The sequence below is a fragment of the Streptomyces sp. NPDC088197 genome, assembly GCF_044741185.1.
Lineage (GTDB): Bacteria > Actinomycetota > Actinomycetes > Streptomycetales > Streptomycetaceae > Actinacidiphila.
In genome coordinates, this window is record NZ_JBIUSD010000021.1 from 1 (window position 1) to 25,972 (window position 25,972).

Below are 25,972 nucleotides of genomic sequence, written 5' to 3' on the forward strand. Positions count from 1 at the left end.
ATTCGTGGGGTCTGGCCTGCGCCGCGCCCCTCCGCTCCCCCCCCCGCGGTGGTGGCTTTAGCCGGGGGGGGGGGGGGGGGGGTGGGGGGGGGGGGGGGGGGGGGCCCCCCCCCCCCCCCCCGGCCGCCGCGGCTGTTCCCCAGCCCGCACCCCAGCCCGTACCTGAGCCGTACCTGAGCCTGTTCTGTTCCTGAAGAAAGACACACTCAGTTGAGCAACACGAGCAAGCAGTCCGGGTCGCTGCGCCGCTACGTCCTCACCAGGATCGCGCTCGCCGTGCCCATGGTCCTCATCCTGCTGGTCCTGGTCTTCGTCATGATGCGGGTGGCGCCGGGCGACCCCATCTCGGCCTCGCAGGGCGGCAAGCTGAGCGCGGCCGAACTCGCCGCCAGACGCCACGCGGCGGGCTTCGACGCCCCCATCTACCAGCAGTTCTGGGACTACCTGAAGTCCGTCGGCACCCTGAACTTCGGCACCACGTTCTCCGACCGCCGCAGCGTGCGGGACATCATCGTCGAGAACGGCGGCGCCACCCTCACCCTCACCGCGGGCGCCCTGGTCTTCGCCGCCGTCATCGGCATCCCCGTCGGCCTGCTCGCGGGCCGCTACCGGGACCGCGCGGTCGACGTCACCAGCCGGCTCTTCAGCACCGTCAGCTACGCCGCGCCCGTCTTCGTCACCGCGCCGCTGCTGATGCTCGCCTTCGGCTCCACCTCCGGCCAGGCCTCCCCGCTGGTGCAGCTCAACGTGCCCACCCAGACGCACATCCTCATCGTGGACGCGGTGCTGGCCGGCGACTGGGACGCGGTCGGCGACATCACCCAGCACCTGATCCTGCCGTCGGTCTGCCTCGGCCTGCTCGTGGTCGGCGTCTTCATCCGGATGATCAGGATCAACCTCATCCAGTCGCTCCAGGGCGACTACATCGAGGCCGCCCGCGCCCGCGGCGTCAAGGAACGCCACGTCGTGGCGCGGCACGGCTTCCGCAACGCCCTGGTGCCGGTGATCACGGTCCTCGGCCTCCAGGTCGCCATGCTGCTCGGCGGCGCGGTGCTCACCGAACAGATCTTCAACTGGCCCGGCATCGGCCGCCAGTTGATCGACTACATCAACCAGCGCGACTACGTCGCCGTCCAGGGCATCGTCACCGTCTTCGCCCTGGTCGTCGTCGTGATCAGCATGCTGATCGACTTCGTGAACGCGCTGATCGACCCGAGGGTGCGGTACTGATGGCCCAGACAACCCCCGTGCCCCCCGGCCCGGCCACCGAGGCCCCGCAGGCACAGCTGCCCGCCCCCAGGTCGACCCGCTTCGGCGGGCTGCGGCGGATCTGGGCGGCGATCCGCGAGGCCCGCGGCGTACCGCGGTTCATGCTCTGGACCGGCGCCCTGATCTCCGCGCTCTTCGTGATCATGGCCGTCTTCGGCCCGCTGATCGCGCCGTACGACTTCGACACGTACCAGTCCGGCGGCACCCGCTTCCCCAAGCAGGGCGCGCCCGACGGCGACCACTGGTTCGGCACCACCGTGCAGAGCCTCGACGTGCTCTCGCGCACCATCTACGGCGCCCGCACCGCGCTGGAGGTGATGGTGCTCGCCGTGGTGTTCTCGCTGATCATCGGCGTCCTGCTGGGCCTGCTCTCCGGCTACTTCGGCGGCTGGCTCGATCGCATCCTGGTGCTCGTGATGGACGCGCTCTTCGCGTTCCCCTACCTGCTGCTGGCGATCGTCGCCGGATTCGTCTTCGCCGGGATCGCGGGCGGCAGCATCATCACCGCCGCCCTGTCGATCACCGTGGTCTACATCCCGCAGTACTTCCGGGTGGTCCGCGCCTCCGCGCTCTCCGCCCGCGAGGCGACCTTCGTCGAGGCCGCCCGCGCGATGGGCGCCAAACCGTCCGTCGTCATCCGCAAGTACCTCTTCGGCAACGTCATCCAGTCGGTGCCCGTCATCACCACGATGAACGCCGCCGACGCCATCGCCACGCTGGCCGGCCTCGGCTTCCTGGGCCTGGGCATCCAGCCCACCGACGCCGCCGAGTGGGGCTACGACCTCTCCCGCGCCATCGACGACGTCAACGCGGGCATGTGGTGGACCTGCCTCTACCCGGGCCTGGCCATGGTCATCGCGATCCTCGGCTTCACCCTGCTCGGCGAGGGACTCAACGACGTCCTCAACCCGACCATGCGCCGCCGCCGGATCTCCAAGGTGCTGCTCCCGCCGCACACCCGCCGCCGCACCGTCATCACCCCCGAAGGGACGGCCGCCAAGTGACCACCGTGACCGAACCCGTCCCCGCCGGGCCCGCACCCGCCGGACCCGTCCTGTCCGTACGCGACCTGCGCGTCTGGTACGGCACCGACCGCGGCCCGGTCCGCGCCGTGGACGGCGTCAGCTTCGACGTACGCCCCGGCGAGACCCTCGGCCTGGTCGGCGAGTCCGGCTGCGGCAAGTCCACCCTCGGCCGCGGCGTCCTCGGCCTCACCCCGGCCGCCGCCGCGGTCGACGGCGAGGTCGTGCTGAACAGCGAGGGCGGCGCGGGCCGCAACCTCACCGAACTGTCCGACCGCGAGATCCAGAAGCTGCGCGGCCCGGAACTCGGCCTGATCTTCCAGGAGCCGATGACCCGGCTCAACCCCCTCATGCGGATCTCCCAGCACTTCGAGGAGGCCCTGCGCACCCACCACAAGGACCTCCCCAAGCGCGAGGTGAAGGCGCGCGCCCTGGAGGCGCTGCGCGGCATGGGCATCCCCGAGAGCCGCTACGAGAACTACCCGCACGAGTTCTCCGGCGGCATGCGGCAGCGCATCATGATCGCGCTCGCGCTGGTGCTGCGGCCCGCGTTCATCGTCGCCGACGAGCCCACCACGGCCCTCGACGTCCTGGTCGAGGCGCAGATCATCAAGATCCTCGCCGACCTCAGGAAGAACTTCGACACCTCACTGGTGCTGATCACGCACAATCTCGGTATCGTCGCCGAAGCGTGCGACCGGGTCGCGGTGATGTACGCCGGCCACATCGTCGAACAGGGCGATGCCCGCGCCGTGTTCGCCGACCCGCAGCACCCGTACACCAAGGAACTGCTCCGCTCGACCATCTCCCTGTCCACCACGGGACTGCACTACATCCCCGGCAGTCCGCCGGATCTGGTGCGACCGCCGGAAGGCTGCCGGTTCCATCCGCGCTGCCCGGTGGCGATGGCGGGATGCGCGACGGCGGAGCCGCCCGAGGTGACGCTGCCCTCCGGCGTGCGCAGCGCCTGCTGGCACCAGGCCATCGAGGCCGATCCCTCGCTGGCCGACGAGTTGGGAACGGGCGGGCGCGAGCCGCTCGCCGCGGTGAAGGAGATCAGCGTTGCTGACGAAGCCTGATGTGATGCCCTCCTCCGGCGCCGCCGGGGACGGCGCGGAGGCGCTCGTCGAGGTCGACGACCTCGAAGTCCACTTCGGCCTGCGCGGCAGCCTGCTGGGACGCTTCGGCGGCCGGGCGGCCGGCGCGGTCAAGGCCGTCGACGGCGTGAGCCTCACCCTGCGCAAGGGCGAGGTGCTCGGCCTGGTCGGCGAGTCCGGCTCGGGCAAGACCACCCTCGGCCGCACCCTGATCGGCCTGAACAAGGCCACCGGCGGCTCCATCCGCTACCGCGGCCAGGAGATCGGCGGCCTCGGCGAACGCGCGCTGCGCCCCCTGCGCCGCAAGCTCCAGATGGTCTTCCAGGACCCGCACGCCTCCCTCAACCCGGCGATGGACATCCGCACCGCCGTCGGCCACCCGCTGCGCATCCACCGACTCGTCGACAGCGAGCAGGAGTACGACGCCAGGGTCACCGACGCGCTGGAGCGCGTCGGCCTCACCCCGCCCGAGCGCTACCTCTCCAAGTTCCCCGCCGACCTGTCCGGCGGCCAGAAGCAGCGCGCCGTACTGGCCCGCGCGATCATCGCCGAGCCGGAACTGCTGGTCGCCGACGAACCCATCTCGATGCTCGACATGAGCGTCCGCGCCAAGATCCTCCAGCTCATGCTGGACCTCAAGCGCGACCTGGACCTCACGTACGTCTACGTCACCCACGACCTGGCGAGCGCGAAGTTCTTCTGTGACACCATCGCCATCATGTATCTCGGCCGGATAGTCGAGTACGGCCCGACCGCACAGGTCTTCGCCGACCCGCAGCACCCCTACACCAAGGCCCTGCTCGCGGCCGTCCCGGAGCCCGACCCTCGGCTGGCCGTGGAGCGCGAACTGCCGCGCGGCGAGATCCCGGACGCCGCCGCACCGCCCCTGGGCTGCGCCTTTCACCCGCGCTGCCCGGTCGCGGTCGCCGAGTGCGGCTGGGAGGCCCGCGACCTGCGCGCCCTGCTGGAACGCCGCTGGCTGGAGCTGCCCCCGCAGGACAGCACCGCGGAGAAGGCGCTGTTCGCGGACCTCGATTCACTGTCCGCTCCAGGGCTCGGCCACGTATCGATCGCCCCCGGAAGAAGCCACACGGCCGAGGATGTGCTGGAATACCTCCGGCGTCTGCGCGAGGAAGCATCGGCGGCCGAACCGCGTGAGCCCTTCTGGCGCGGAGTGGTCACGATGCGTGCCGAAAGCGGCCGGGTCGTGGTGGAGTTCGCCCCGCCACGCGATCCGCGCCTCAACCTGATTCCGAAGACCGGCGTGCAAGTCGCCTGCCACCTGCACCAGCACGCCGCGAGCGCCCAGGGAACATGAGCGGGAACAAGAGGAGAACGACGACGATGAACCGCAAGCTTCTGGTGCTGCCCGCCCTGCTGGGCGTCATGACACCCCTGATCGCTGGGTGCGGCGGTACCGGCGGGGGGAGCGGCGACAGCGGCAAAGCCATCGTCGTCGGCACCACGGACAGTATCGAGCTGACCAAGGACAACCCGGCCCCCCTCGACCCGGCGACCTCCTACGACAGCGCGACCTGGAACATCTTCTACAACACGTTCCAGATGCTGCTCACCTACCCGCGCGGCAGCACCACCCCGACCCCGGACGCGGCGAAGGAGTGCCACTACAACGACACGTCCGGGCTGACGTACACCTGCACGATGCGCGACGGCCAGAAGTTCTCCAACGGCCACGACCTCACGGCGGAGGACGTCAAGTTCTCCATCGAGCGCATGCAGAAGATCAACTACAAGGTCGGCCCGGCGTCCCTCATATCGGACGTGAAGTCCGTCGAGGCGCCCGACTCCAAGACCGTGATCTTCCACCTGAAGGCCGCCGACGCCACCTTCCCGGCCAAGCTCGCCACCCCGGCCGCCGCGATCGTCGACAGCCGGGTCTACGAGATGGACAAGCCGTACACCGGCTTCAAGCTGGTCGGCTCGGGACCGTACACGCTGGACTCCTTCGTCCAGGCCAAGCAGGGCGTGTTCTCCAAGAACTCGCACTACGGCGGCATCCTCAAGCTCAACAACAGCAAGGTCGACCTGAAGCTGTTCGCCGACTCCAAGAAGATGGAGGCGGCGCTCAAGGCCGGCAGCATCGACGTGATGTCGCGCACGCTGAACCCGGACCAGATCAACAACCTGCTCCAGAGCACCGACCCGAACGTGAAGCTGACCGAGGCCCCCGGCGGCGAGGCGCGCTACCTGTTCCTCAACACCGACTCGCCGAACCTCAAGGACGTCGCGGTCCGGCAGGCCATGGCATGGGTCCTGGACCGCCAGGCGATCACCCGTGACGTCTACAAGCGCACCGCCGAGCCGCTGTACTCGGTCGTGCCGCAGGGCATCACCGGTCACATCAACTCGTTCTTCAACAAGTACCAGGTGCCGAGCGTCAGCAACGCCAAGTCGCTGCTGCACCACGCGGGCATCGACGACAAGGTCGAGCTGACCATCAACTACCGCCGTGACACCGGCGGCACGATGAACCAGCCGGAGGCCGAGGAGATCGCCCGGCAGCTCAACGCCAGCGGCCTGTTCACCGTCACGGCCAAGAGCGAGCAGTGGAACGCCTTCCTGTCCAAGGCGTCCTCCCGCGCCTACCAGATCTTCGCGATCAGTTGGCTCCCGGACTTCCCGGACCCCGACAACTACATCGCGCCGTTCTTCGACAAGGACAACTTCCTGAACCTGCCGTACAAGAACAAGCAGATCCAGGACCAGATCCTGCCCGCCACCCGCAAGCAGGCCGAACGCAGCACCGCCAGCGCCGACTTCGCGACCGCGCAGAACCTCATCGCGCAGGACGTGCCGATGCTGCCGCTGTGGCAGGGCAAGCAGTACATCGCGTCGCGCCCCGACATCACCGGTGTCGAGTGGGCGCTCAACTCCTCGACCACCACGCAGTTCTGGGAGCTGGGCCGCGGCGTCTCCGGCTGACCCGGAGACCGGCCGTCCGGTGACGGCGCGACGACGAAAGCGGCCGGCCGCGGTCCCGAACCTCAGGGACCGCGGCCGGCCGCTTCGCGCGTGTCGTGCGCCCGCGGGCGGCGTCAGCCCGCGCCGGGGCGCACCAGCCCGCTCTCGTACGCGTAGACCGCCGCCTGGACGCGGTCGCGCAGCGCCAGCTTGGTCAGCACATGGCCGACATGGGTCTTGACGGTCGTCTCGCTGACGAACAGCTCGGCGGCGATCTCCGCGTTCGACAACCCCCGGGCCACCAGCTTCAGCACCTCGACCTCGCGCTCGGTCAGCGAGTGCAGCGGCTGCGGCACCGCGTCCTCACCGGACGGCAGCCGGCCCGCGTACTTGTCCAGCAGCCGCCGCGTGATGCTCGGCGCGAGCATCGCCTCACCGGCCGCGACCACCCGGATCGCCTGCACCAGCTCGGCGGCGGGCGCGTCCTTGAGCAGAAAACCGCTGGCCCCCGCCCGCAGCGCCTCCACCACGTACTCGTCGAGGTCGAAGGTGGTCAGCACCAGCACCTTGGCCGGGCCCGACCGGTCGGGCCCGGTGATCTGCCGGGTCGCCTCCACCCCGTCCATCCGGGGCATCCGGATGTCCATCAGGACCACATCGGGCTGCAACGCCCGCACCTGGTCAAGGGCCTGCTGGCCGTCCCCGGCCTCGCCGACCACGACGAGATCGCCCTCGGCCTCCAGGATCATCCGGAAACCGGTACGCAACAGGGGCTGATCGTCCACCAGCAGGACGCGAATAGCCACGGGTTCTCCTTCGCCTTCGCTAGATCGGGCCATTCTCGCCCACGAGAGGCAGCGCACCCGCTATTTCCGCCAGGGGATAGGGCGGGGGAGTCCCCCCGAACTCGGGACAGAACGCCTGGTGGTCGCACCAGCCGCACAGCGGCGTACGGCGCGGGCGCCAGTCCCCGCTGGCCGTCGCCTCCCTGATCGCCTCCCACAGGGCCTGCAACTTGCGCTCGGTGGCCCGCAGATCGCCCTCGGTCGGGTCGTACGTCAGCACGTCCCCGCTGCCCAGGTAGACGAGCTGGAGGCGGCGCGGCACCACACCGCGCAGCCGCCACAGCACCAGCGCGTAGAACTTCATCTGGAACAGCGGCTCGTCCGCGTACTCCGGGCGCGGCGCCTTGCCCGTCTTGTAATCCACCACCCGCAGGTCGCCGCTGGCCGGTGCCACGTCCAGCCGGTCCACGTATCCGCGCAGCGTCAGCCCGGACTCCAGCACCGTCTCCACGTACAGCTCGCGCTCGGCGGGCTCCAGACGCGTCGGGTCCTCCAGGGTGAACCAGCGGTCCACCAGCCGCTCGGCGCTCTCCAGCCACTGCGCCAGCGCCCCCGCGTCCACCGCGTCGTCCGCCGCCCGGAACAGCGACGCCAGCTCGGGGCGGGCCGCCAGCAGCTTCCGCCACTCGCCCGGCACCATCGCCCGGGCCCGCTCGGCCGTACGCTCGGCGGCAGGGGCGTCGAAGAGCCGTTCGAGCACGGCGTGCACCACGGTGCCCCGGGTGGCGGCCTCGCTCGGCTGCTCGGGCAGCCGGTCGATCACCCGCAGCCGGTACAGCAGCGGGCAGCGCATGAAGTCCGCCGCGCGCGACGGGGACAGCGACGACGGCGGTCGCGGCGGGATGCTCTCGGTGCTGGTGCCCATGGCAGACGACCCTACGGCCTGCCACCGACAGTGCGGGTGTCCCGCCCGGAACAGCGGGGCAATAGCATGGCTGCGGAGCCCGTCGTCCCGCATGATCGACTCAGGGTCCGTATCCGAACGAGGGGAACCAGTGAGCGAGAGCGGCCGGCCGCCGTCCAAGAACACCAACATCCCGGGCCGGGACGGCGGCAGCGACAAGCCGCCGCGCGAGCCCGGAGGCGGCATCCTCATGGGCCGCTTCTACGGTGTCCCGATCTACGTCGCCCCGAGCTGGTTCCTGGTCGCCGCCCTGATCACCTGGGTCTTCGGCGGCCAGCTGGAAACCGTGCTGCCCGAGCTGGGCCGCATCCGCTACCTGGTCTCGCTCTTCTTCGCGGTCGCCTTCTACGCCTCCGTGCTCATCCACGAACTGGCCCACACCGTCGCCGCGCTCCGCTTCCGGCTCCCCGTACGGCGGATCCAGCTCCAGTTCTTCGGCGGCGTCTCCGAGATCGAGAAGGAGTCGGAGACACCAGGCCGCGAATTCGTGCTCGCCTTCGTCGGCCCGCTGCTCTCGCTGGTCCTGGCCGGGGTCTTCTTCGGCGGCATGCAGTTCGTGGAGTCCGGCACCGTCCCCGGAGTGCTGCTCGCCGGACTCATGGTCAGCAATCTGATCGTGGCCATCTTCAACTTCCTGCCCGGCCTGCCGCTGGACGGCGGCCGGATGCTGCGCGCCGTGGTCTGGAAGATCAGCGGCAAGCCGATGACCGGCACCGTCGCCGCCGCCTGGGTCGGCCGGGGCCTGGCCATCGCCGTACTGATCGGCCTGCCCCTGCTGTCGTACGCGGGCGGGCTGCGCAACAACGGCGACGGCAGCGGCGCGGACTCGCTCACCGACGCCCTGCTCGCCGCGATCCTGGCCGCGATCATCTGGACCGGCGCGGGCAACAGCCTGCGCATGGCCAGGCTGCGCGAGCGGCTGCCGGGACTGCGTGCCCGCACCCTCACCCGCAGGGCCGTGCCCGTCGCCTCCGACACCCCGCTGTCCGAGGCGCTGCGCCGGGCCAACGAGGCGGGAGCGCGCGCCCTGGTCGTGGTGGACGGCGCGGGAGCCGCGACCGCGCTGGTCCGCGAGTCCGCGATCGTCAACATCCCAGAGCACCGCCGCCCCTGGGTCGCCGTCAGCGGCCTCGCCCAGGACCTCACCCCCGGCATGCGCGTCTCGGCCGAGCTGTCGGGCGAGGAGCTGCTCGACGCCCTGCGGGCCGCCCCCTCCACGGAGTACCTGGTGGTCGAGCCCACCGGCGAGATCTACGGCGTCCTGTCCACCGTGGACGTCGAACGCGCCTTCCTCTCGGCGATGTCCCGGCCCGACGCGTGAACAGGCGGCCGTAAAACAGCCGGTAGGGTGGTCTTATGTCCGAACCGACCGGTGCCGCCCGCCGACGCGGGCCCTTCAAAGTCGGGGACCAGGTCCAGCTCACCGACCCCAAGGGACGCCACTACACCTTCACGCTCGAAGCCGGAAAGCAGTTCCACACCCACAAGGGCGCTTTCCCGCACGACGAGCTGATCGGTGCTCCCGAGGGCAGTGTTGTCCGAACCACGGGAAACGTCGCCTACCTCGCGCTGCGCCCCCTGCTCCCCGACTACGTCCTGTCCATGCCCCGCGGCGCCGCCGTGGTCTACCCCAAGGACGCGGGGCAGATCCTGGCGATGGCCGACATCTTCGCCGGCGCCCGGGTCGTCGAGGCGGGCGTGGGCTCCGGCTCGCTGAGCAGCTTCCTGCTGCGGGCGATCGGCGACCACGGCATGCTGCACAGCTACGAGCGCCGCGCCGACTTCGCCGAGATCGCCACCCAGAACGTGGAGCGCTACTTCGGCGGCCCGCACCCTGCCTGGCAGCTCACCGTCGGCGACCTCCAGGACCACCTCTCGGACACCGACGTGGACCGGGTCATCCTGGACATGCTGGCGCCCTGGGAGTGCCTGGAGCCGGTCGCCAAGGCCCTGGTCCCCGGCGGCATCCTGTGCGCGTACGTGGCCACTACCACGCAGCTCGCCCGTACCGTGGAGGCCATCCGCGAGCACGGCACCTTCAACGAGCCCGCGGCCTGGGAGACCATGGTCCGCACCTGGCACGTCGAGGGACTGGCCGTCCGCCCCGACCACCGGATGATCGGACACACCGGCTTCCTGCTCACCGCCCGCCGCCTCGCGGACGGCGTGGAGCCCCCGCTGCGCCGCCGCAGGCCCGCCAAGGGCGCCTACGGCGAGGACTACACCGGACCCGGCAGCGCGAGCGGCGGCTCCGCCCCGGCCGACGCCGCCCCGTAGCGCCACTCGGTCAACAGCGCCGTTTCGGCCAACTTCACCCGGCCGCCGCCGGTTTGCCCTCCGATGGGCACCGGCGGCGGCTTTTTCGCGGTCCGATTCTCCGGGTCCGTGGGCCTTTCCCCGCACCGCACGCGCGGTACCACGGGCAACTGCCGCCCCGCCGTTCCCCCCTGGTGTGACGTATGGCACCATGCTGGCCACCCCCGCCGTTCGACCCCAGGAGACAGGCGAGTGCAGCCGTCCGCAGGCCCGGCCCTCCCGCACACCCGCACCCGCACGGTGCACTGGATCACCACGGCCGCCGCGCTCGGCGCCATCGTGGCCGCGGGGGCCCTCGTACAGCCCGCGGACGCCTCATCGGGCGACGCCAAGGCGCCCGCCACCCCGGTGGCCGCGCCGGACCCCCAGGCGGTCACGTACCCGCTGGACTGCGCGGGCGCCCCGGTGGAGGTCCTGAACCACGTGTCCGGCGACCTGGACGGCGACGGGCGGCCCGAGACGGTCGTCGTGGTGCGCTGCCGGGCCGACACCGGCACCCCGCCCAGCGGCGTCTTCGTCCTCGCCGCGCCCGCCACCGCGGGCGGGCGTCCGACGATCGCCGAGACCCTGGTCAGGCCCGCCGACAAGCGGTCCGTCACCGGTTTCCGGCTCCAGGGCCGCACCGTACGGGCCACCGTGCTCGGCTATTCGAGCGACACCACGCCGCGCTGCTGCCCCGACCTGAAGCGGGACTACTCCTGGGAGTGGCGCGACGGCCGCTACGTGGCGCTGCCCGGCCCGGCGAACAACAGCATCTGACCGTGGGCGGCCGTCCGGCCGCACGGGCCCGGCGCCCGCCCCCGGCCGCCCGTCCGGCTCAGTCGGCGTCCGGGCCGTACACCTCGACCCGGTCCGCCGCGCGCCGCACGTGAATGCAGTCGCCCGGGCACTCCTTGGCCGAGTCCACCACATCCCGCAACAGCGGCAGCGGTACGGGTACGGTGGCACCAGGTGTCTGGAGCAGCTCGGCTTCCTCACCCTCCGGAGCCGGACCCTTCACATAGGCCAGCCCGTCGATGTCCAGCTCGAAAATCTCGGGCGCGTACTGCACGCAGATCCCGTCACCGGTGCAGAGGTCCTGGTCGATCCAGACCTCGAGTGCTTCGGCCGTCTCGTTGCCCACGGAAACCCTCGCCTGCCGTTCGTCGTTCAGGAAGCATCGGAAACTCATCAGCAACACCATCAGGAAGCAACAGCCTTCGCAGGGTGTTGACCGGATCGACGATACAACCGGCGGCTTTCCGATGGTGATCGGCGGGTCTCGGTGGGTATCTCACTGGCGGAGGGACGTACGCAAGGGTGAAGATCGGACACACCGCGATCGTCTTTTTGATCTAGGGGTTTACACCCCTACCGGCCCAGGTAGGGTCTGGAAACGTCCAGCTCCCCTTGGAGGAGGTGAGGACCGTGGCGGCCCACGACGACGACTACAACCGTGGCGGCCGACCCGCTCGTGGTTCGGAAGACCCCATGAGCCAGGTCGCCTTTCTTGAGCAGGAGATCGCCGTCCTGCGACGCAAGCTCGCCGATTCTCCGCGGCACACGAGGATTCTCGAGGAGCGGATCGTCGAGCTGCAGACCAACCTGGCAGGTGTGTCCGCGCAGAACGAACGGCTGGCGAACACCCTCCGGGAGGCCCGCGACCAGATCGTGGCCCTCAAGGAGGAAGTCGACCGGCTCGCGCAGCCACCTGCCGGCTTCGGCGTATTCCTTCAGGCGAATGACGACGGCACGGCCGACATCTTCACCGGCGGGCGCAAGCTCCGGGTGAACGTCAGCCCGGCCGTCGACCTCGAAGACCTCAGGCGCGGACAGGAGCTGATGCTCAACGAAGCGCTCAATGTGGTCGAGGCGATGGAGTTCGAGCGCGTCGGCGACATCGTCACCCTCAAGGAGGTCCTGGAGGACGGCGAGCGCGCCCTGGTGATCGGACACACCGACGAGGAGCGGGTGGTACGGCTCGCCGAACCTCTCCTCGACGGCGCCCTGCGGACCGGCGACGCCCTGCTGCTGGAACCGCGCTCCGGCTATGTCTACGAACGGGTCCCCAAGAGCGAGGTCGAAGAGCTCGTCCTCGAAGAGGTGCCCGACATCGACTACCGCCAGATCGGCGGACTCGGCGGCCAGATCGAGCAGATCCGCGACGCGGTGGAGCTGCCCTACCTGCACGCCGAACTCTTCAAGGAGTACGAACTGCGCCCGCCCAAGGGCGTGCTGCTCTACGGCCCTCCCGGCTGCGGAAAGACCCTCATCGCGAAGGCGGTCGCCAACTCGCTGGCGAAGAAGGTCGCCGAGGTCACCGGGCAGCCGCAGGGCAAGAGCTACTTCCTCAACATCAAGGGTCCCGAGCTGCTGAACAAGTACGTCGGCGAGACCGAGCGGCAGATCCGCCTGGTCTTCCAGCGTGCGCGGGAGAAGGCGAGCGAGGGCACCCCCGTCATCGTCTTCTTCGACGAGATGGAATCCCTCTTCCGCACCCGCGGATCCGGTGTCAGCTCGGACGTGGAGAACACCATCGTCCCGCAGCTCCTCGCCGAGATCGACGGTGTGGAGGGCCTGGAGAACGTCATCGTCATCGGCGCGTCCAACCGTGAGGACATGATCGACCCCGCGATCCTGCGGCCCGGCCGCCTGGACGTGAAGATCAAGATCGAGCGTCCCGACGCCGAAGCGGCCAAGGACATCTTCTCGAAGTACCTGGTCGACACCCTGCCGCTGCACACCGAGGACCTCTCGGAGCACGGCGGATCCAAGGCGGGCACCGTGGACGCCATGATCCAGTCGGTGGTCGAGCGGATGTACTCCGAGACGGAGGAGAACCGCTTCCTGGAGGTCACCTACGCCAACGGGGACAAGGAAGTCCTCTACTTCAAGGACTTCAACTCCGGAGCGATGATCCAGAACATCGTCGACCGGGCCAAGAAGATGGCGATCAAGGACTTCCTCGACCACGACCAGCGCGGCCTGCGCGTCTCCCACCTGCTCGCCGCCTGTGTGGACGAGTTCAAGGAGAACGAGGACCTGCCCAATACCACCAACCCCGACGACTGGGCCCGTATCTCCGGCAAGAAGGGCGAGCGGATCGTCTTCATCCGCACCCTGGTGACCGGAAAGCAGGGCGCGGACACCGGACGCTCCATCGACACCGTGGCGAACACGGGACAGTATCTGTAAGCACTACCCTCCGGCTGCGGGTCCCCACAGCGGGTACCCGCAGCCGGTGTGTTTCCGGCTCAGCACGGGCCGGAGCCGGGCAAGGAGGGCCGCATGACCGTACGGCGAGTAATGGGCATCGAGACGGAGTACGGCATCTCGGTCCCCGGCCACCCCAACGCCAATGCCATGCTCACCTCGTCCCAGATCGTCAACGCCTACGCGGCGGCGATGCACCGGGCCAGGCGGGCCCGCTGGGATTTCGAGGAGGAGAACCCGCTGCGGGACGCCCGGGGCTTCGACCTCGCCCGGGACTCGGCCGACTCCACGCAGCTCACCGACGAGGACATCGGCCTGGCCAATGTGATCCTCACCAATGGCGCGCGGCTGTACGTCGACCACGCGCACCCCGAGTACTCCTCGCCCGAGATCACCAATCCGCGGGACGCGGTGCTGTGGGACAAGGCGGGCGAGCGCATCATGGCCGAGGCGGCGCTGCGGGCGGCGCAGCTCCCCGGCGCGCAGCCGATCCACCTCTACAAGAACAACACCGACAACAAGGGCGCGTCCTACGGCACGCACGAGAACTACCTGATGAAGCGGGAGACCCCGTTCTCGGACATCGTGCGGCACCTGACGCCCTTCTTCGTCTCCCGCCAGGTCGTGACCGGCGCGGGCCGGGTCGGCATCGGCCAGGACGGCCGTGAGGACGGCTTCCAGATCAGCCAGCGCGCCGACTACTTCGAGGTCGAGGTGGGCCTGGAGACCACCCTCAAGCGCCCGATCATCAACACCCGCGACGAACCGCACTCCGACGCCGAGAAGTACCGCAGGCTCCATGTGATCATCGGCGACGCGAACCTCTCCGAGATCTCGACCTACCTCAAGCTGGGCACCACCGCGCTGGTGCTCTCCATGATCGAGGACTCCTTCATCAAGGTGGACCTGGCCGTCGACCAACCGGTCCGCACCCTGCACGAGGTCTCCCACGACCCCGCACTGCGACAGCTCGTCACGCTGCGTAATGGCCGGACGCTGACCGCGGTACAGCTCCAGATGGAGTATTTCGAGCTGGCCCGCAAATACGTCGAGGAGCGCTACGGCGTCGACGCGGACCCGCAGACCCGCGATGTGCTGGCCCGCTGGGAGGACGTGCTCAACCGGCTGGAGAACGACCCGATGAGCCTGTCGGGCGAGCTGGACTGGATCGCCAAGCGCGAGCTGCTGGAGGGCTACCGGCGCCGCGACAACCTGGGCTGGGACGCCGCCAGGCTGCACCTGGTCGACCTCCAGTACGCCGACGTACGCCCCGACAAGGGCCTCTACAACCGGCTGGTGGAGCGCGGCCGCATGCGGCGGCTGCTGGACGAGCCCGATGTCGTCAGGGCCGCCACCAAGCCGCCCGAGGACACCAGGGCGTACTTCCGCGGGCGCTGTCTCGAACAGTACGCGGACGACGTCGCCGCCGCCTCCTGGGACTCGGTGATCTTCGATCTGCCCGGCCGGGACTCGCTCCAGCGGGTTCCCACGCTGGAGCCGCTGCGGGGCACCCGCAAGCACGTGAAGGAGCTGCTGGACCGCTGTCGCACGGCGGAGGACCTGGTACGGATCCTTTCCGGCGGCTGATCCGCGGCTGAAACGGTCCAGAACCGGGAAACAACCCAGTGGCACTCGTACGTTGACGTAATCGAGCGCTGATGTCGGGCCCTGCTTGTAGGGTCTGATCTTGTAGGCAGTCAACCGAGCGCACGGAATAGCGGGGTGAGGGACATGGCTACCAAGGACACCGACGGCGGACAGCAGAAGGCGACGCGTTCCACGGAGGAGGTCGAGGAGGTCCAGCAGGACGCCCAGGCGGCCGACGACCTCAAGGAGCGCCAGGAGAAGCTCTCCGACGACGTGGACTCGGTGCTGGACGAGATCGACGACGTACTCGAGGAGAACGCCGAGGACTTCGTGCGTTCCTTCGTGCAGAAGGGCGGCGAGTAGGTGGCAGCCGGCACGTATGGCACCGGACGGCTCCCGGCGGCGTTCCTGACGCCGGGATCCTCCTCCTTCCTGGACTTCCTGGGCGACCACTCGCCGGAGCTGCTGCCGGGCAACCGGTCGCTCCCGCCGGTCAAGGGCGCCGTCGAACTCCCGCACGGCACCACCATCGTGGCCGCCACCTTCAGCGGCGGGGTCATCCTCGCGGGTGACCGGCGGGCCACGATGGGCAATGTCATCGCCCAGCGCGACATCGAGAAGGTCTTCCCCGCCGACGAGTTCTCGGCGGTCGGCATCGCGGGCACCGCGGGCCTCGCGGTGGAGATGGTCAAGCTCTTCCAACTGGAGCTGGAGCACTACGAGAAGATCGAAGGGGCGACGCTGTCCCTGGAGGGCAAGGCCAACCGGCTGTCCACCATGATCCGCGGCAACCTCGGCATGGCGCTCCAAGGGCTGGCCGTCGTCCCGCTCTTCGCCGGATACGACACCGAGCGCGAGAAGGGCCGCATCTTCTCGTACGACGTGACCGGCGGCCGCAGCGAGGACGTGGGCTTCACCGCGACCGGCTCCGGCTCGGTCTACGCCCGCAGCTCGCTGAAGAAGCTCTACCGCAGCGACCTCACCGAGCGTCAGTTGGCCACCGCCGTCATCCAGGCGCTCTACGACGCCGCGGACGACGACTCGGCCACCGGCGGCCCCGACATCACCCGGCGGATCTACCCGATCGTCGCGGTGATCACCGAAGAGGGCTTCCACAGGCTCAGCGAGGCCGAGGTCTCCGAGATCGCCCGCGCCGTGCTGGACGGACGTCTGGAGCACCCCGACGGCCCGCGGGCCGAAGTGCTCTGAGAGCCGGTCAGTTGAGAACCGGTCAAGCGACGCATCCCTCAGAGCCGACAGCAGAAAGGCACGGTTAGCCGGTGTCCACGCCCTTTTACGTTTCACCTCAGCAGGCCATGGCCGACCGCGCCGAGTACGCCCGCAAGGGCATCGCGCGTGGCCGCAGCGTCGTCGTGCTCCAGTACACCGACGGCATCGTCTTCGTCGCCGAGAACCCGTCCCGCGCACTCCACAAGGTCAGCGAGATCTACGACCGGATCGCCTTCGCGGCGGTCGGCAAGTACAACGAGTTCGAGAATCTGCGGATCGGCGGCGTGCGCTACGCCGATCTGCGCGGATACACCTACGACCGCGAGGACGTGACGGCCCGTGGGCTGGCCAACGTCTACGCGCAGACCCTGGGCACCATCTTCTCCAGCGTGGGGGAGAAGCCCTACGAGGTCGAGCTGATCGTCGCGGAGGTCGGCTCGGCGCCCGAGGACGACCAGATCTACCGGCTGCCGCACGACGGGTCGATCGTCGACGAGCACGGCGCGGTCGCGGTCGGCGGCAACTCCGACCAGATCGGCAGCTACCTCGACCAGCGGCACCGCGACGGCATGACGCTCGCCGAGGCGCTGGCGCTGGCCGTCGAATCCCTCGGCCGCGACAACAACGGCAGCGACCGCCAGCTCACCGCCGAGCAGTTGGAGGTCGCCGTCCTCGACCGCACCCGCCCCCAGCAGCGCAAGTTCAAGCGCATCCTCGGCCGCCAGCTCTCCCGCCTGCTGGAGACCGAGTCCGCCTCGACGGCCACCACGGACGACCCCTCGGACGAGGAGGAGTAGCGCCCCGCACGGGCGCCGCCCGCCCCCCCCGCGGGGGGCGGGCGGTGACCTGGCGAGGGGTCAGGCCGGCGGCGGGGCCGAGGAGCCGCGGACGACGAGTTCGACGGGGAGTTCCACCGGCCCGACGGAGCCCCCGTCGAGAAGGCTGAGCAGCGCGGTCATACCGCGGTCCCCGACCGCCTCGGCGGGCAGCCGCACGCTGGTCAGCTCGGGATCGAGCGCGGTGGCCAACGCCAGATCGTCGAAGCCGGTGACGGACAGGTCCGCGGGCACCCGGAGCCCCAGGCTCCTGGCGGCCTTGCACGCCCCCGCGGCCAGGATGTCGTCGTCGCACAGCAGGGCGGTGGGCCGGGGGCCCGGCCCGCGCAGAGCGCGCAGGGCGGCGGAGCGACCGGAGTCCACGTCCAGGGAGCAGCGCTCGGAGGTGAGTTCCGCTCCGGGAACCGCGGCCAGCTCGGCCGCGACCGTCCGCGTGCGCTCGTGGAACGTCCAGCTGTCGATGTCGGCCGCGACATGGGCGATCCGCCGGTGCCCGAGCGCGATGAGGTGGCGCACCACCTGCCGGAATCCGTCGCCGACCGCCAGGTCGACCGTGGGGGGACCGCCCGGCGCCGCCGGACCGCTGTCCAGCATCACCAGCGGCAGTTCGCCGCCGCCGATGCCGGTCAGGGCGTCCGCGGCCATCGAGGAGGCGATGACCCCGTCGATGGCCGCCCGGGCGGAGCCGAAGGGGTCGCGGGCCGGTCCGACGCCGTCGGGTGACGGGTAGAGCACCACGCCGAAGCCGTGCTCGGCGGCGACCAGCGCCGCCCCCGTATAGACGCGGGCGAAGTACTCGTTGGTGAGCGCGGGCACCACCATCAGGGCCGTCCGGGTGCGGCCGAGCCGCAGATTGCGAGCGGCGAGATTCGGCCGGTAGCCGAGCCGCCCCGCCGCGTCCCGCACGGCGTGCGCCGTCCGCTCCGACACCCGGCCGTGCCACTTCCCGCCGAGCACGAGCGAGACCGTCGCCTGCGACACTCCGGCCGCCCGCGCGACGTCACGAGAGGTCGGCCGCGTACTCCCCGTCAACCTTCCGCACCCTTCCCGTTCGCTCCTGCGGGTGGACCCGCCGACTGCCGACATGGTACGTATGACCGTAGACGTTATACGTAACACGTGAGCGGTCGCGGCCTTCGGGTCGCGGTGCGGGTCGCGGCCCGTGACCCGCCGGTCACGGCGGCGAGGCACCGGGGACCGCCGGGGGAGAGGGGCCGGGATGGCTGGGCAGACCGCGGGATACGGGGACCTGCTGCGTACACGGCACGCCGCACGGCTGCTCGGCGGGACCCTCCTCGGACGGCTGCCCAACGCCATGGCGGCGCTCGCCATCGTGCTCTTCGCGCGCTCCGAGGGCGCCGGATACGGCCTCGCGGGCACCCTGTCCGCGATCTACGGCGCCGCCGTCGCCATCGGGCAGCCGCTGCTCGGCCGGGCCGTCGACCGGCGCGGCCAGCCGCGGGTGATGACCGCCGCCGCGCTGCTGGCCGCGGCGGGCTTCGGACTGCTCGCGGCCGTCGGCCCCGACCCGCTGCCGCTGGCCGTCGCCGCCGTCGTCCTGGCCGGGGTCGCCACACCGCCGCTGGAGGGCGGCCTGCGGGCCCTGTGGGCCTCCGTGCTGGGCGACGAGGAGCGGGTGCAGAAGGCGTACGCGCTGGACGCCGCCGCGCAGGAGGTGCTGTTCACCCTCGGGCCGCTGCTGGTGACCGTCATCGTCTCGGCCGCCTCGCAGGCCGTCGCCCTGATCGTCACCGGCGCGCTCGGCGTCGCGGGCACCCTCGTCGTGGTGACCTCCCGCCCCTCCCGGCAGTGGCGGGCCGTCCCGCACGAGGCCCACTGGCTCGGCGCGCTGCGCTCACCGGGCCTCGCCGTCCTGCTCGGCGCCTTCTTCTTCGTCGGCATCGCCCTCGGCGCCGTCTCGCTGGCCGCCGTGGCCTACGGCGACGCGCACGGCGGCGGCCCGGTCGCCGCGTACGTCCTGGCCGCCAACGGCGCGGGCGCCCTCGTCGGCGGCCTCACCTACGGCGCCCGCGTCTGGTCCGGCGTGCCCGAGCGCCGCCTGCGGCTGCTCTCGGTCGGCCTCGCCCTCTGCTACCCGCCGCTGGCGCTGGTGCCGGGCCTGCCCTGGATGCTGCCGCTGGCCGCGCTCGCCGGACTCTTCCTCGCCCCCGCCCTGGCCTGCGGCTTCCTCGTGGTCGACCGACACGCCCCGGCCGGCACCGTCACCGAGGCGTTCTCCTGGGTGGTGACCTCCGCCGGGGTCGGCGCGGCGCTCGGCACGGCCGCCGCCGGAGTCGCCGCCCAACACGGCGGAACGGCCGCCGGATTCGGGGTCGCGGGCGCGGGCGGCGCGGTCGCGATGCTCGTCCTGCTGTGCACCGGCCGAATCCTGACGCCGCCAAACCTCCGGAGCCCCTCCGAAAAAGATCGAAACGGAGCGGTCGAACCTCGTTTCAGCACCACGCATCAGGCGTAATGTTCAGACATGGACCGCCGCATTTTCGGGCTGGAGAACGAGTACGGCGTCACATGCACGTTCAGGGGACAGCGGCGTCTGTCCCCTGACGAGGTGGCGCGGTACCTCTTCCGCCGTGTCGTGTCATGGGGCCGGAGCAGCAATGTTTTCCTCCGCAACGGTGCCCGCCTCTATCTCGACGTCGGTTCGCACCCGGAGTACGCCACTCCCGAGTGCGACAACGTCACCGAACTCGTCACGCACGACAAGGCCGGCGAACGCATCCTTGAGGGCCTTCTCGTGGACGCCGAACGGCGCCTTCACGAAGAGGGCATCGCAGGCGATGTGTACCTCTTCAAGAACAACACCGACTCGGCCGGCAACTCCTACGGATGTCACGAGAATTACCTGGTCGCCAGGCACGGGGAATTCTCCCGGCTCGCCGACATCCTCATTCCGTTCCTCGTCACCCGGCAGCTTCTGTGCGGCGCGGGGAAGGTACTCCAGACCCCGCGCGGCGCCGTTTTCTGCGTGAGCCAGCGGGCCGAGCACATCTGGGAGGGGGTCAGCTCCGCCACCACCCGCTCCCGTCCGATCATCAACACCCGCGACGAGCCGCACGCCGACGCCGAGCGCTACCGGCGCCTGCACGTCATCGTCGGCGACTCCAACATGTCCGAGACCACGATGCTGCTCAAGGTCGGCGCCACCGACCTCGTCCTGCGGATGATCGAGGCGGGCACCGTGATGCGCGACCTGACCCTGGAGAACCCGATCCGGGCCATCCGCGAGGTCAGCCACGACATCACCGGCCGCCGCAAGGTCCGGCTCGCCTCGGGCCGCGAGGCGTCCGCCCTGGACATCCAGCAGGAGTACTACTCCAAGGCCGTCGAGTTCTGCGAGCGCCGCGGCATCCGCAGCGGTGTCATCGAGCAGGTCCTGGAGCTGTGGGGCCGCACCCTGGACTCCATCGGCAGCGGCGACCTCGCCCGGATCGGCACCGAGATCGACTGGGTGATGAAGTACCAGCTCATCGAGCGCTACCGGAACCGGGACAACATCACGATGTCCCACCCCCGGGTCGCCCAGATCGACCTCGCCTACCACGACATCCACCGCCGCCGCGGCCTGTACTACCTGCTGGAACGCAAGGGCCAGGCCAAGCGGATCTGCACCGACCTGAAGATCTTCGAGGCCAAGTCGGTGCCCCCGCAGACCACCAGGGCGCGGCTGCGCGGCGACTTCATCCGCCGCGCGCAGGAACAGCGCCGCGACTTCACCGTCGACTGGGTGCACCTGAAGCTCAACGACCAGGCGCAGCGCACCGTGCTGTGCAAGGACCCCTTCCGGTCGGTCGACGACCGGGTGGAGAAGCTCATCGCCGGTATGTAGGCCGGTACGCGAGCCGATATGTCCTACCGGCGGCGTGACATCCCGGTACGACCTGTCGGTTAGGCGTACCGGCGCACGCCATGACCCGGCGTCACAGACGGCACACAGGCCCCGTGCAGAACTCGTACGGGGCCTGTGGCACGCCGTAGGGTGTGGGACGGCATCCAGCCGCCGTTCCCGAACCCGATCCGAACCGAGGACATCCGTGCGCCGACGCTCCGTACTGCTCGCCGTGCCCGCGCTCATGCTCACCGCCGCCGGTTGTGGCAGCGACGACAGCAAGAGCAAGAGCGACCCGGCGGCATCCGAATCCCCCTCGACCTCGGGCTCGCCGTCCGCGTCCGCCACGCCCAGCACGAAGATCGTGGCGGGCCCCGTACCGGACATCACCGGCGGCACCAAGTTCGGCGAGAAGCCCACCGTCGCCAAGGGCACCGGCACCCCGTCCACCGACCTGGCCGTCAAGACCGTCATCCAGGGCGACGGCGCCGCCATCGTCGCGGGCGACTACGTCACGACCAACTACCTCGGCCAGATCTGGGACAGCGCCAAGGTCTTCGACACCTCCTACGGCCGCGCGCCGTACACCAACGTCATCGGCCAGGGGAAGGTCATCCCCGGCTGGGACAAGGGCCTGGTCGGCCAGAAGGTCAACAGCCGCGTCGAGATGGCGATCCCGCCGGCCCTGGGCTACGGCACCTCGGGCAACTCCCAGGCGGGCATCAAGGGCACCGACACGCTGGTCTTCGTGATCGACGTGCTGGCGACCTACAACGCCAAGAGCTCCGCCAAGGGCAAGGCCGTCCCGCAGAACGACGCGAATCTGCCGAAGGTCGGCACCAACACCGACGGCAAGGCGCCCAGCATCACGGTGCCCAAGGTCAAGGCGCCGACCAAGCTGGTCTCCGAGTACATCCTGGAGGGCGACGGCGCCGCGGTGAAGGCCACCGACACGCTGCTGCTCCAGTACAAGGGCGTGCTGTGGGACGGCGGCAAGGAGTTCGACGCCAGCTACACCGCCGGTCAGCTCGCCGCCTTCCCGCTCGCTCAGCTCATCAAGGGCTGGCAGGAGGGCCTGGTCGGCAAGAAGGCGGGCAGCCGCGTCATGCTGGTGACCCCCGGAGACCTGGCCTACGGTGCCACGCCGCCCAGCGGCAGCAACATCCCGGCCAACGCCACCCTGGTCTTCTCCTTGGACATCCTGGCGATTCTGTAAGACTGTCCAGGTTGCCCGCAACGCACAAGGAGCATTGAAGTGAGCATCGAGAAGCCCGAGATCGACTTCCCGGGCGGCGAGCCGCCGGCCGACCTGGAGATCAAGGACATCTGGGAGGGCGACGGCCCGGTCGCCAAGGCCGGGGACACGGTCTCCGTCCACTACGTCGGCGTGGCCTTCTCCTCCGGCGAGGAGTTCGACGCGAGCTGGAACCGCGGCTCCGCGCTCCAGTTCAAGCTCGGCGTCGGACAGGTCATCGCCGGCTGGGACCAGGGCGTGCAGGGCATGAAGGTCGGCGGTCGCCGCCAGCTCATCATCCCCGCGCACCTCGCCTACGGCGACCGCGGCGCCGGCGCCGCGATCAAGCCCGGCGAGACCCTGATCTTCGTCTGCGACCTCGTCGCCGTCTGATCGGGCCCGTCCGCACAGCCGTCACAGGAGCCCCGGCCTGCCAGGCCGGGGCTCCTCGGCTTTTGTCGCGGGACCTCGGAGCGGTACGGTCGGCGACGAGAGCCGAACGAAGGGTGCGGGATGGCGATTGCCAAGGCTGAGCGGTTGATGAATCTCGCACTGTGCCTGATGAACACCCGGCGGCCGGTCAGCAAACGCGAGCTGCGCAGCTCCATCGAGGCGTACCACGAGGTCACCTCCGACGACTCCTTCAACCGGATGTTCGAACGGGACAAGGACGACCTGCGCGAGCTGGGTCTGGTCATCGACACGGTGGAGAGCATCGACGGCGAGTTCGGCTACCTGGCGCGGCGCGACCGCAACCGGCTGCCCGACATCGCCCTCGACCCCGAGGAGGCCGCCGCGCTCGCGCTGGCCGCCAAGGTCTGGCAGCAGGCCAGATTCGCCGAGGCCGCCAGCGGCGCGCTCCAGAAGCTGCGCGCGGCGGGCGTCCCGTACGAGGACACCCACAGCGCCCTCGAACCGCGCATCCCCACGCCGGAACCCGCCTTCGAGGCCCTGATGCTCGCCACCCGCGAGCGGCGCGCCGTCTCCTTCGAGTACCGCAAGGCCAACGCCGCGCGGCCGGAGCCGCGGCAGATCGAGCCGTGGGCGCTGGAGTGCTGGCGCGGCCACTGGTACGTGGCGGGCTGGGACCGCGACCGCGGCGCCGTCCGCGTCTTCCGGCTCTCCCGGATCAGCGGCAAGGTCCGCGCCCGCGGCGCCTTCACCACCGAGGTGCCCGCGCACGTCGACGTCCGCGAGGCGGTGGCCCGCTGGGCGGGCGAGGGCGCCACCGCGACCGCCCGCATCCGGCTGCGCCGCGACAGCGGCTACCCGCTGCGCTCCCGCGCCGTGACGACCACCCCGGTGGACGCCGACTGGGACGAGCTGGAGATCCCGTACGGGCACGGACTCGACGCCTGGCTGGCCGAGTTCGGCCCCGACGTGCTCGTCCTGGCGCCCGAGGAGCTGCGCACGGACGTACTGGACCGGCTGCGCGCCGTGGCGAAGGGCTGACGTGGCCGACGTGAGCGACGCACGCGGGGCCGCCGGGCGGCGGACCAGGACGACGGCCGCGGCCTTGCGCCGGGCGGGCACGGAAGCGAAGAACAGGCGGGGGACGGCGGCGTGAGCAACGCGATCGACCAGACGCGCAGGATGCTGTCCCTGGTGACGTATCTGCGGGAGCGGCCCGGAGCACGGGTCAGCGAGGTGGCACGGGCCTTCGGGGTGACCGAGGCCGAGCTGATCGGCGACCTCAATGTGCTGCCGCTGTGCGGCACCAGCTTCCGCGGCGGCGACCTGCTGGACATCGACACCGACGGCGAACGGATCTGGTGGCACAACCCCGGCACCGCGGACGACGTGGCGCAGCCGCTGCGGCTGGCCGCGGACGAGGCCACCGCGCTGCTGGTGGCCGCCCGCGCGGTGGCCAATCTGCCGGGCCTGCGGGACAGCGACCGGCAGGCGCTGCTGCGCGCCGGGGCGAAGCTGGAGGCCGCCGCGGGCGAGGCGGCCGGGGCCAGCGCGCAGCTCTCGGTGACCTTCGAGTCCGAGGGCAGCGTGTTCGCCACCGTGGACCGGGCGATCACCGAGCGGCGGCGGCTGTGGATGCGCTACTACTCGCCCGCCAGGGACGCGCTGACCGAGCGCGAGGTCGACCCGATCCGGCTGTTCGCCGTCGGCCACACCTACTTCGAGGGCTGGTGCCGCCTCTCGGAGGACCGGCGCACCTTCCGGTTGGACCGGGTCGAGGAGATCCGGCTGCTGGACGAGCCGTCCGACCCGCCGCGGCTCCAGCCGCGCGACCTGTCGCAGGGCCTGGTCCAGCCCGCGGGCGACGACCCCGAGGTAGTGATCGAAGTGGGCCCCGGCGGGCGCTGGGTCGCGGAATACTATCCGCACGACAGTGCCGAGGAGCAGCCCGACGGCGGCCTGCGCATCACCTTGCGCACCCCCGACCCCGGGTCGCTGCGGCGGCTCGCGCTGCGGCTCGGCAAGGACGGCCGGATCGTGTCGCCCCCCGAACTGGCGGGGGACGCGCGCGACGCCGCCGTGCTGGCGCTCGCCGCCTACGGGGAGTGAGAGGACATCACGATGACGGCCACGGCGTCCGGCTGCGCGCCCATGACCATGCCCGTGCTCTTCCGCGCGGGCTGCCCGCACTGCCGCACCAGCTTCGAACTGTCCGCGGGAGCGCTGCTGCTGGCGATCGGCGGCTCGGCGCGTACGACCTTCTACTCCTTCACCTGCCCCGAGTGCGACACCGCCGTCCGCAAACCGGCGGGGGAGCGGATCGTCGAACTGCTCACGGTCGGCGGGGTCCGCACGATGCGGCTCCACGCCCCCTGACGGGTGTTCACGTCGGGCGGTCGCGGACAGGGCCGGTGCGCAGGGGGGGCGGTACGGAACAGGCCGGTACGGAACACGCCGGTACGGAACAGGCCGGTACGGGTGGCGTCGGCGCGGAAACGGAACCGGTAGGCTCGCGGCCCATGTGGTGGCTCTATCTCTGCGTCGGCCTGGCGACCGCGGGACTCCTGGTGCTCGGGGTGCTGGCGGTCCGGGTCTTCGCCGCCGTCCAGGAACTGGCCCGGCAGGTGGCCGCGGCCACCGACGCGCTGGCCGCCGCGGGCGACCGTCTGCAGCGCGCCGCCCGCCCGTTGAGCGAGCGTGCCGGGCAGATCTCCAGAAGCTGAGCCTGCCGCGAGGCCGCGAACGCGGGGTACGCTGACCGGGCGGCCCGTACTCACGAGCGCGGCGAGGGTCGCAATCCGGCGGATTCCGGGGCATTCCCCGGTGTTCACCGGTGCACGATACGATCACAGCCAGCGCGGCGGCCGGGCACCTGCCCGAATCGTCGTGCACCTGCGGAAGCGGACGCGCGAGCGCCACGCCCTCGCAGTCACGGAACACGCCGCCCACCGGTGAGAAGGTAGACATTTTATGCTCGGCAATCTCAAGCCCCTAGAGATCGTCCTGATCCTTCTCGTCGTCGTCCTGCTCTTCGGCGCGAAGAAGCTGCCCGACATGGCCCGGTCGCTCGGCAAGTCGGCGCGCATCCTCAAGAGCGAGGCCAAGGCGATGAAGAACGACGACTCCGGCACCGCGGAGTCCACCGCCGCCCCGGCTCCCCAGGAGCAGGCCGCACCCCGCACCATCCAGGCCGCGCCCGGCGACACCACGAGCGCCCGTCCGGTCTCCGAGCCGGCGGACCGCACGCCCCGGGCCTGACC

General features: G+C 70.6%; 26 protein-coding genes. 22 read left to right on the forward strand and 4 right to left on the reverse strand.

Annotated features, from left to right (window positions below; translation table 11 throughout):
- Positions 1-210 precede the first annotated feature (210 nt).
- The 5 genes from ACIOC1_RS32270 to ACIOC1_RS32290 are packed head-to-tail and all read left to right on the forward strand — an operon-like array spanning position 211 to position 6,331.
- Positions 211-1,230 carry an ABC transporter permease gene (locus ACIOC1_RS32270; protein ID WP_355333022.1) on the forward strand — a complete coding sequence of 340 codons (1,020 nt, stop codon included), beginning with the start codon at positions 211-213 and terminating at the stop codon, positions 1,228-1,230.
- Positions 1,230-2,273, forward strand: coding sequence for an ABC transporter permease (locus tag ACIOC1_RS32275; protein ID WP_401857677.1), 1,044 nt, complete (start codon positions 1,230-1,232; stop codon positions 2,271-2,273). The genes ACIOC1_RS32270 and ACIOC1_RS32275 overlap by 1 nt, the downstream gene beginning before the upstream one ends.
- The gene (locus tag ACIOC1_RS32280) at positions 2,270-3,370 is read left to right on the forward strand and encodes an ABC transporter ATP-binding protein (RefSeq protein WP_355333017.1); all 1,101 of its coding nucleotides are present in this window, start codon (positions 2,270-2,272) and stop codon (positions 3,368-3,370) included. The genes ACIOC1_RS32275 and ACIOC1_RS32280 overlap by 4 nt, the downstream gene beginning before the upstream one ends.
- The gene (locus ACIOC1_RS32285) at positions 3,354-4,706 is read left to right on the forward strand and encodes an ABC transporter ATP-binding protein (RefSeq protein ID WP_401857680.1); all 1,353 of its coding nucleotides are present in this window, start codon (positions 3,354-3,356) and stop codon (positions 4,704-4,706) included. The genes ACIOC1_RS32280 and ACIOC1_RS32285 overlap by 17 nt, the downstream gene beginning before the upstream one ends.
- A gap of 26 nt (positions 4,707-4,732) precedes the next feature.
- Positions 4,733-6,331, forward strand: a complete 1,599-nt coding sequence (locus ACIOC1_RS32290) for an ABC transporter substrate-binding protein (RefSeq protein WP_355333012.1) — start codon at positions 4,733-4,735, stop codon at positions 6,329-6,331.
- A 113-nt stretch (positions 6,332-6,444) separates the two neighbouring features.
- On the opposite strand, the gene ACIOC1_RS32295 is transcribed toward ACIOC1_RS32290, so the two are convergent.
- Positions 6,445-7,116: a response regulator gene (locus tag ACIOC1_RS32295; RefSeq protein WP_188282977.1), complete on the reverse strand. Its 672-nt coding sequence runs from the start codon at positions 7,114-7,116 to the stop codon at positions 6,445-6,447.
- A gap of 19 nt (positions 7,117-7,135) precedes the next feature.
- Positions 7,136-8,020: a PD-(D/E)XK nuclease family protein gene (locus ACIOC1_RS32300; RefSeq protein WP_355333010.1), complete on the reverse strand. Its 885-nt coding sequence runs from the start codon at positions 8,018-8,020 to the stop codon at positions 7,136-7,138.
- Positions 8,021-8,111: 91 nt separating this feature from the next.
- Here ACIOC1_RS32300 and ACIOC1_RS32305 point away from each other — a divergent pair, with 91 nt between their 5' ends.
- From ACIOC1_RS32305 to ACIOC1_RS32315, 3 genes are all read left to right on the forward strand, one after another.
- Complete coding sequence (locus ACIOC1_RS32305; protein ID WP_391161052.1) at positions 8,112-9,380, forward strand: site-2 protease family protein; 1,269 nt, start codon at positions 8,112-8,114, stop codon at positions 9,378-9,380.
- Positions 9,381-9,415: 35 nt separating this feature from the next.
- On the forward strand, positions 9,416-10,336 hold the full coding sequence (locus ACIOC1_RS32310; RefSeq protein ID WP_391046230.1) for a tRNA (adenine-N1)-methyltransferase: 921 nt from the start codon (positions 9,416-9,418) through the stop codon (positions 10,334-10,336).
- Positions 10,337-10,567: 231 nt separating this feature from the next.
- Entirely contained in the window at positions 10,568-11,134 is a 567-nt protein-coding gene (locus tag ACIOC1_RS32315; protein ID WP_401857685.1) for a hypothetical protein, read from the forward strand.
- 58 nt (positions 11,135-11,192) lie between these two features.
- Here ACIOC1_RS32315 and ACIOC1_RS32320 read toward each other — a convergent pair whose 3' ends face one another.
- Positions 11,193-11,546 (reverse strand): ferredoxin, encoded by a 354-nt coding sequence (locus tag ACIOC1_RS32320; RefSeq protein ID WP_355333001.1) that lies wholly within the window; start codon positions 11,544-11,546, stop codon positions 11,193-11,195.
- Between the two features lie 236 nt (positions 11,547-11,782).
- On the opposite strand from ACIOC1_RS32320, the gene arc reads away from it, so the two are divergent.
- The 5 genes from arc (at position 11,783) to prcA (ending at position 17,181) form a co-directional block, all read left to right on the forward strand.
- A complete protein-coding gene (gene arc / locus ACIOC1_RS32325) occupies positions 11,783-13,549 on the forward strand; it encodes a proteasome ATPase (RefSeq protein ID WP_355332999.1) in 1,767 nt (588 codons plus the stop codon).
- 93 nt (positions 13,550-13,642) lie between these two features.
- Positions 13,643-15,154, forward strand: a complete 1,512-nt coding sequence (gene dop, locus ACIOC1_RS32330; protein ID WP_355332996.1) for a depupylase/deamidase Dop — start codon at positions 13,643-13,645, stop codon at positions 15,152-15,154.
- Between the two features lie 144 nt (positions 15,155-15,298).
- On the forward strand, positions 15,299-15,517 hold the full coding sequence (locus ACIOC1_RS32335) for a ubiquitin-like protein Pup (RefSeq protein ID WP_188282985.1): 219 nt from the start codon (positions 15,299-15,301) through the stop codon (positions 15,515-15,517).
- On the forward strand, positions 15,518-16,363 hold the full coding sequence (prcB, locus tag ACIOC1_RS32340) for a proteasome subunit beta (RefSeq protein ID WP_401857690.1): 846 nt from the start codon (positions 15,518-15,520) through the stop codon (positions 16,361-16,363).
- Positions 16,364-16,434: 71 nt separating this feature from the next.
- Positions 16,435-17,181 carry a proteasome subunit alpha gene (prcA, locus tag ACIOC1_RS32345; RefSeq protein ID WP_188282987.1) on the forward strand — a complete coding sequence of 249 codons (747 nt, stop codon included), beginning with the start codon at positions 16,435-16,437 and terminating at the stop codon, positions 17,179-17,181.
- A gap of 60 nt (positions 17,182-17,241) precedes the next feature.
- On the opposite strand, the gene ACIOC1_RS32350 is transcribed toward prcA, so the two are convergent.
- Positions 17,242-18,306: a LacI family DNA-binding transcriptional regulator gene (locus ACIOC1_RS32350; protein WP_401857693.1), complete on the reverse strand. Its 1,065-nt coding sequence runs from the start codon at positions 18,304-18,306 to the stop codon at positions 17,242-17,244.
- 133 nt (positions 18,307-18,439) lie between these two features.
- On the opposite strand from ACIOC1_RS32350, the gene ACIOC1_RS32355 reads away from it, so the two are divergent.
- The 9 genes from ACIOC1_RS32355 (at position 18,440) to tatA (ending at position 25,970) form a co-directional block, all read left to right on the forward strand.
- Positions 18,440-19,696 (forward strand): MFS transporter, encoded by a 1,257-nt coding sequence (locus ACIOC1_RS32355; protein WP_401306763.1) that lies wholly within the window; start codon positions 18,440-18,442, stop codon positions 19,694-19,696.
- A 9-nt stretch (positions 19,697-19,705) separates the two neighbouring features.
- The gene (pafA, locus tag ACIOC1_RS32360) at positions 19,706-21,067 is read left to right on the forward strand and encodes a Pup--protein ligase (protein ID WP_355332986.1); all 1,362 of its coding nucleotides are present in this window, start codon (positions 19,706-19,708) and stop codon (positions 21,065-21,067) included.
- Positions 21,068-21,272: 205 nt separating this feature from the next.
- Positions 21,273-22,283: an FKBP-type peptidyl-prolyl cis-trans isomerase gene (locus tag ACIOC1_RS32365; RefSeq protein ID WP_401857697.1), complete on the forward strand. Its 1,011-nt coding sequence runs from the start codon at positions 21,273-21,275 to the stop codon at positions 22,281-22,283.
- A 39-nt stretch (positions 22,284-22,322) separates the two neighbouring features.
- Complete coding sequence (locus ACIOC1_RS32370; protein WP_188282992.1) at positions 22,323-22,694, forward strand: FKBP-type peptidyl-prolyl cis-trans isomerase; 372 nt, start codon at positions 22,323-22,325, stop codon at positions 22,692-22,694.
- A 120-nt stretch (positions 22,695-22,814) separates the two neighbouring features.
- Positions 22,815-23,753 carry a WYL domain-containing protein gene (locus tag ACIOC1_RS32375; RefSeq protein WP_355332982.1) on the forward strand — a complete coding sequence of 313 codons (939 nt, stop codon included), beginning with the start codon at positions 22,815-22,817 and terminating at the stop codon, positions 23,751-23,753.
- A gap of 141 nt (positions 23,754-23,894) precedes the next feature.
- Positions 23,895-24,821: a WYL domain-containing protein gene (locus ACIOC1_RS32380; protein WP_355333585.1), complete on the forward strand. Its 927-nt coding sequence runs from the start codon at positions 23,895-23,897 to the stop codon at positions 24,819-24,821.
- 12 nt (positions 24,822-24,833) lie between these two features.
- Complete coding sequence (locus ACIOC1_RS32385; RefSeq protein WP_355332980.1) at positions 24,834-25,088, forward strand: hypothetical protein; 255 nt, start codon at positions 24,834-24,836, stop codon at positions 25,086-25,088.
- Positions 25,089-25,231: 143 nt separating this feature from the next.
- The gene (locus ACIOC1_RS32390) at positions 25,232-25,435 is read left to right on the forward strand and encodes a hypothetical protein (RefSeq protein ID WP_355332978.1); all 204 of its coding nucleotides are present in this window, start codon (positions 25,232-25,234) and stop codon (positions 25,433-25,435) included.
- 247 nt (positions 25,436-25,682) lie between these two features.
- Positions 25,683-25,970 (forward strand): Sec-independent protein translocase subunit TatA, encoded by a 288-nt coding sequence (gene tatA, locus ACIOC1_RS32395; RefSeq protein ID WP_188282996.1) that lies wholly within the window; start codon positions 25,683-25,685, stop codon positions 25,968-25,970.
- The last annotated feature ends 2 nt before the right edge of the window (positions 25,971-25,972 follow it).

Excerpts from the sequence above, each read along its gene's own strand:
- ACIOC1_RS32275 (WP_401857677.1), top strand. The coding sequence starts at position 1,230 with ATGGCCCAGACAACCCCCGTGCCCCCCGGCCCGGCCACCGAGGCCCCG.
- ACIOC1_RS32290 (WP_355333012.1), top strand. The coding sequence starts at position 4,733 with ATGAACCGCAAGCTTCTGGTGCTGCCCGCCCTGCTGGGCGTCATGACA.
- ACIOC1_RS32300 (WP_355333010.1), bottom strand. The coding sequence starts at position 8,020 with ATGGGCACCAGCACCGAGAGCATCCCGCCGCGACCGCCGTCGTCGCTG.
- ACIOC1_RS32305 (WP_391161052.1), top strand. The coding sequence starts at position 8,112 with ATGATCGACTCAGGGTCCGTATCCGAACGAGGGGAACCAGTGAGCGAG.
- ACIOC1_RS32310 (WP_391046230.1), top strand. The coding sequence starts at position 9,416 with ATGTCCGAACCGACCGGTGCCGCCCGCCGACGCGGGCCCTTCAAAGTC.
- ACIOC1_RS32320 (WP_355333001.1), bottom strand. The coding sequence starts at position 11,546 with ATGAGTTTCCGATGCTTCCTGAACGACGAACGGCAGGCGAGGGTTTCC.
- dop (WP_355332996.1), top strand. The coding sequence starts at position 13,643 with ATGACCGTACGGCGAGTAATGGGCATCGAGACGGAGTACGGCATCTCG.
- ACIOC1_RS32335 (WP_188282985.1), top strand. The coding sequence starts at position 15,299 with ATGGCTACCAAGGACACCGACGGCGGACAGCAGAAGGCGACGCGTTCC.
- ACIOC1_RS32350 (WP_401857693.1), bottom strand. The coding sequence starts at position 18,306 with ATGTCGGCAGTCGGCGGGTCCACCCGCAGGAGCGAACGGGAAGGGTGC.
- ACIOC1_RS32355 (WP_401306763.1), top strand. The coding sequence starts at position 18,440 with ATGGCTGGGCAGACCGCGGGATACGGGGACCTGCTGCGTACACGGCAC.
- pafA (WP_355332986.1), top strand. The coding sequence starts at position 19,706 with ATGGACCGCCGCATTTTCGGGCTGGAGAACGAGTACGGCGTCACATGC.
- ACIOC1_RS32375 (WP_355332982.1), top strand. The coding sequence starts at position 22,815 with ATGGCGATTGCCAAGGCTGAGCGGTTGATGAATCTCGCACTGTGCCTG.
- ACIOC1_RS32380 (WP_355333585.1), top strand. The coding sequence starts at position 23,895 with ATGCTGTCCCTGGTGACGTATCTGCGGGAGCGGCCCGGAGCACGGGTC.
- ACIOC1_RS32385 (WP_355332980.1), top strand. The coding sequence starts at position 24,834 with ATGACGGCCACGGCGTCCGGCTGCGCGCCCATGACCATGCCCGTGCTC.
- ACIOC1_RS32390 (WP_355332978.1), top strand. The coding sequence starts at position 25,232 with ATGTGGTGGCTCTATCTCTGCGTCGGCCTGGCGACCGCGGGACTCCTG.
- tatA (WP_188282996.1), top strand. The coding sequence starts at position 25,683 with ATGCTCGGCAATCTCAAGCCCCTAGAGATCGTCCTGATCCTTCTCGTC.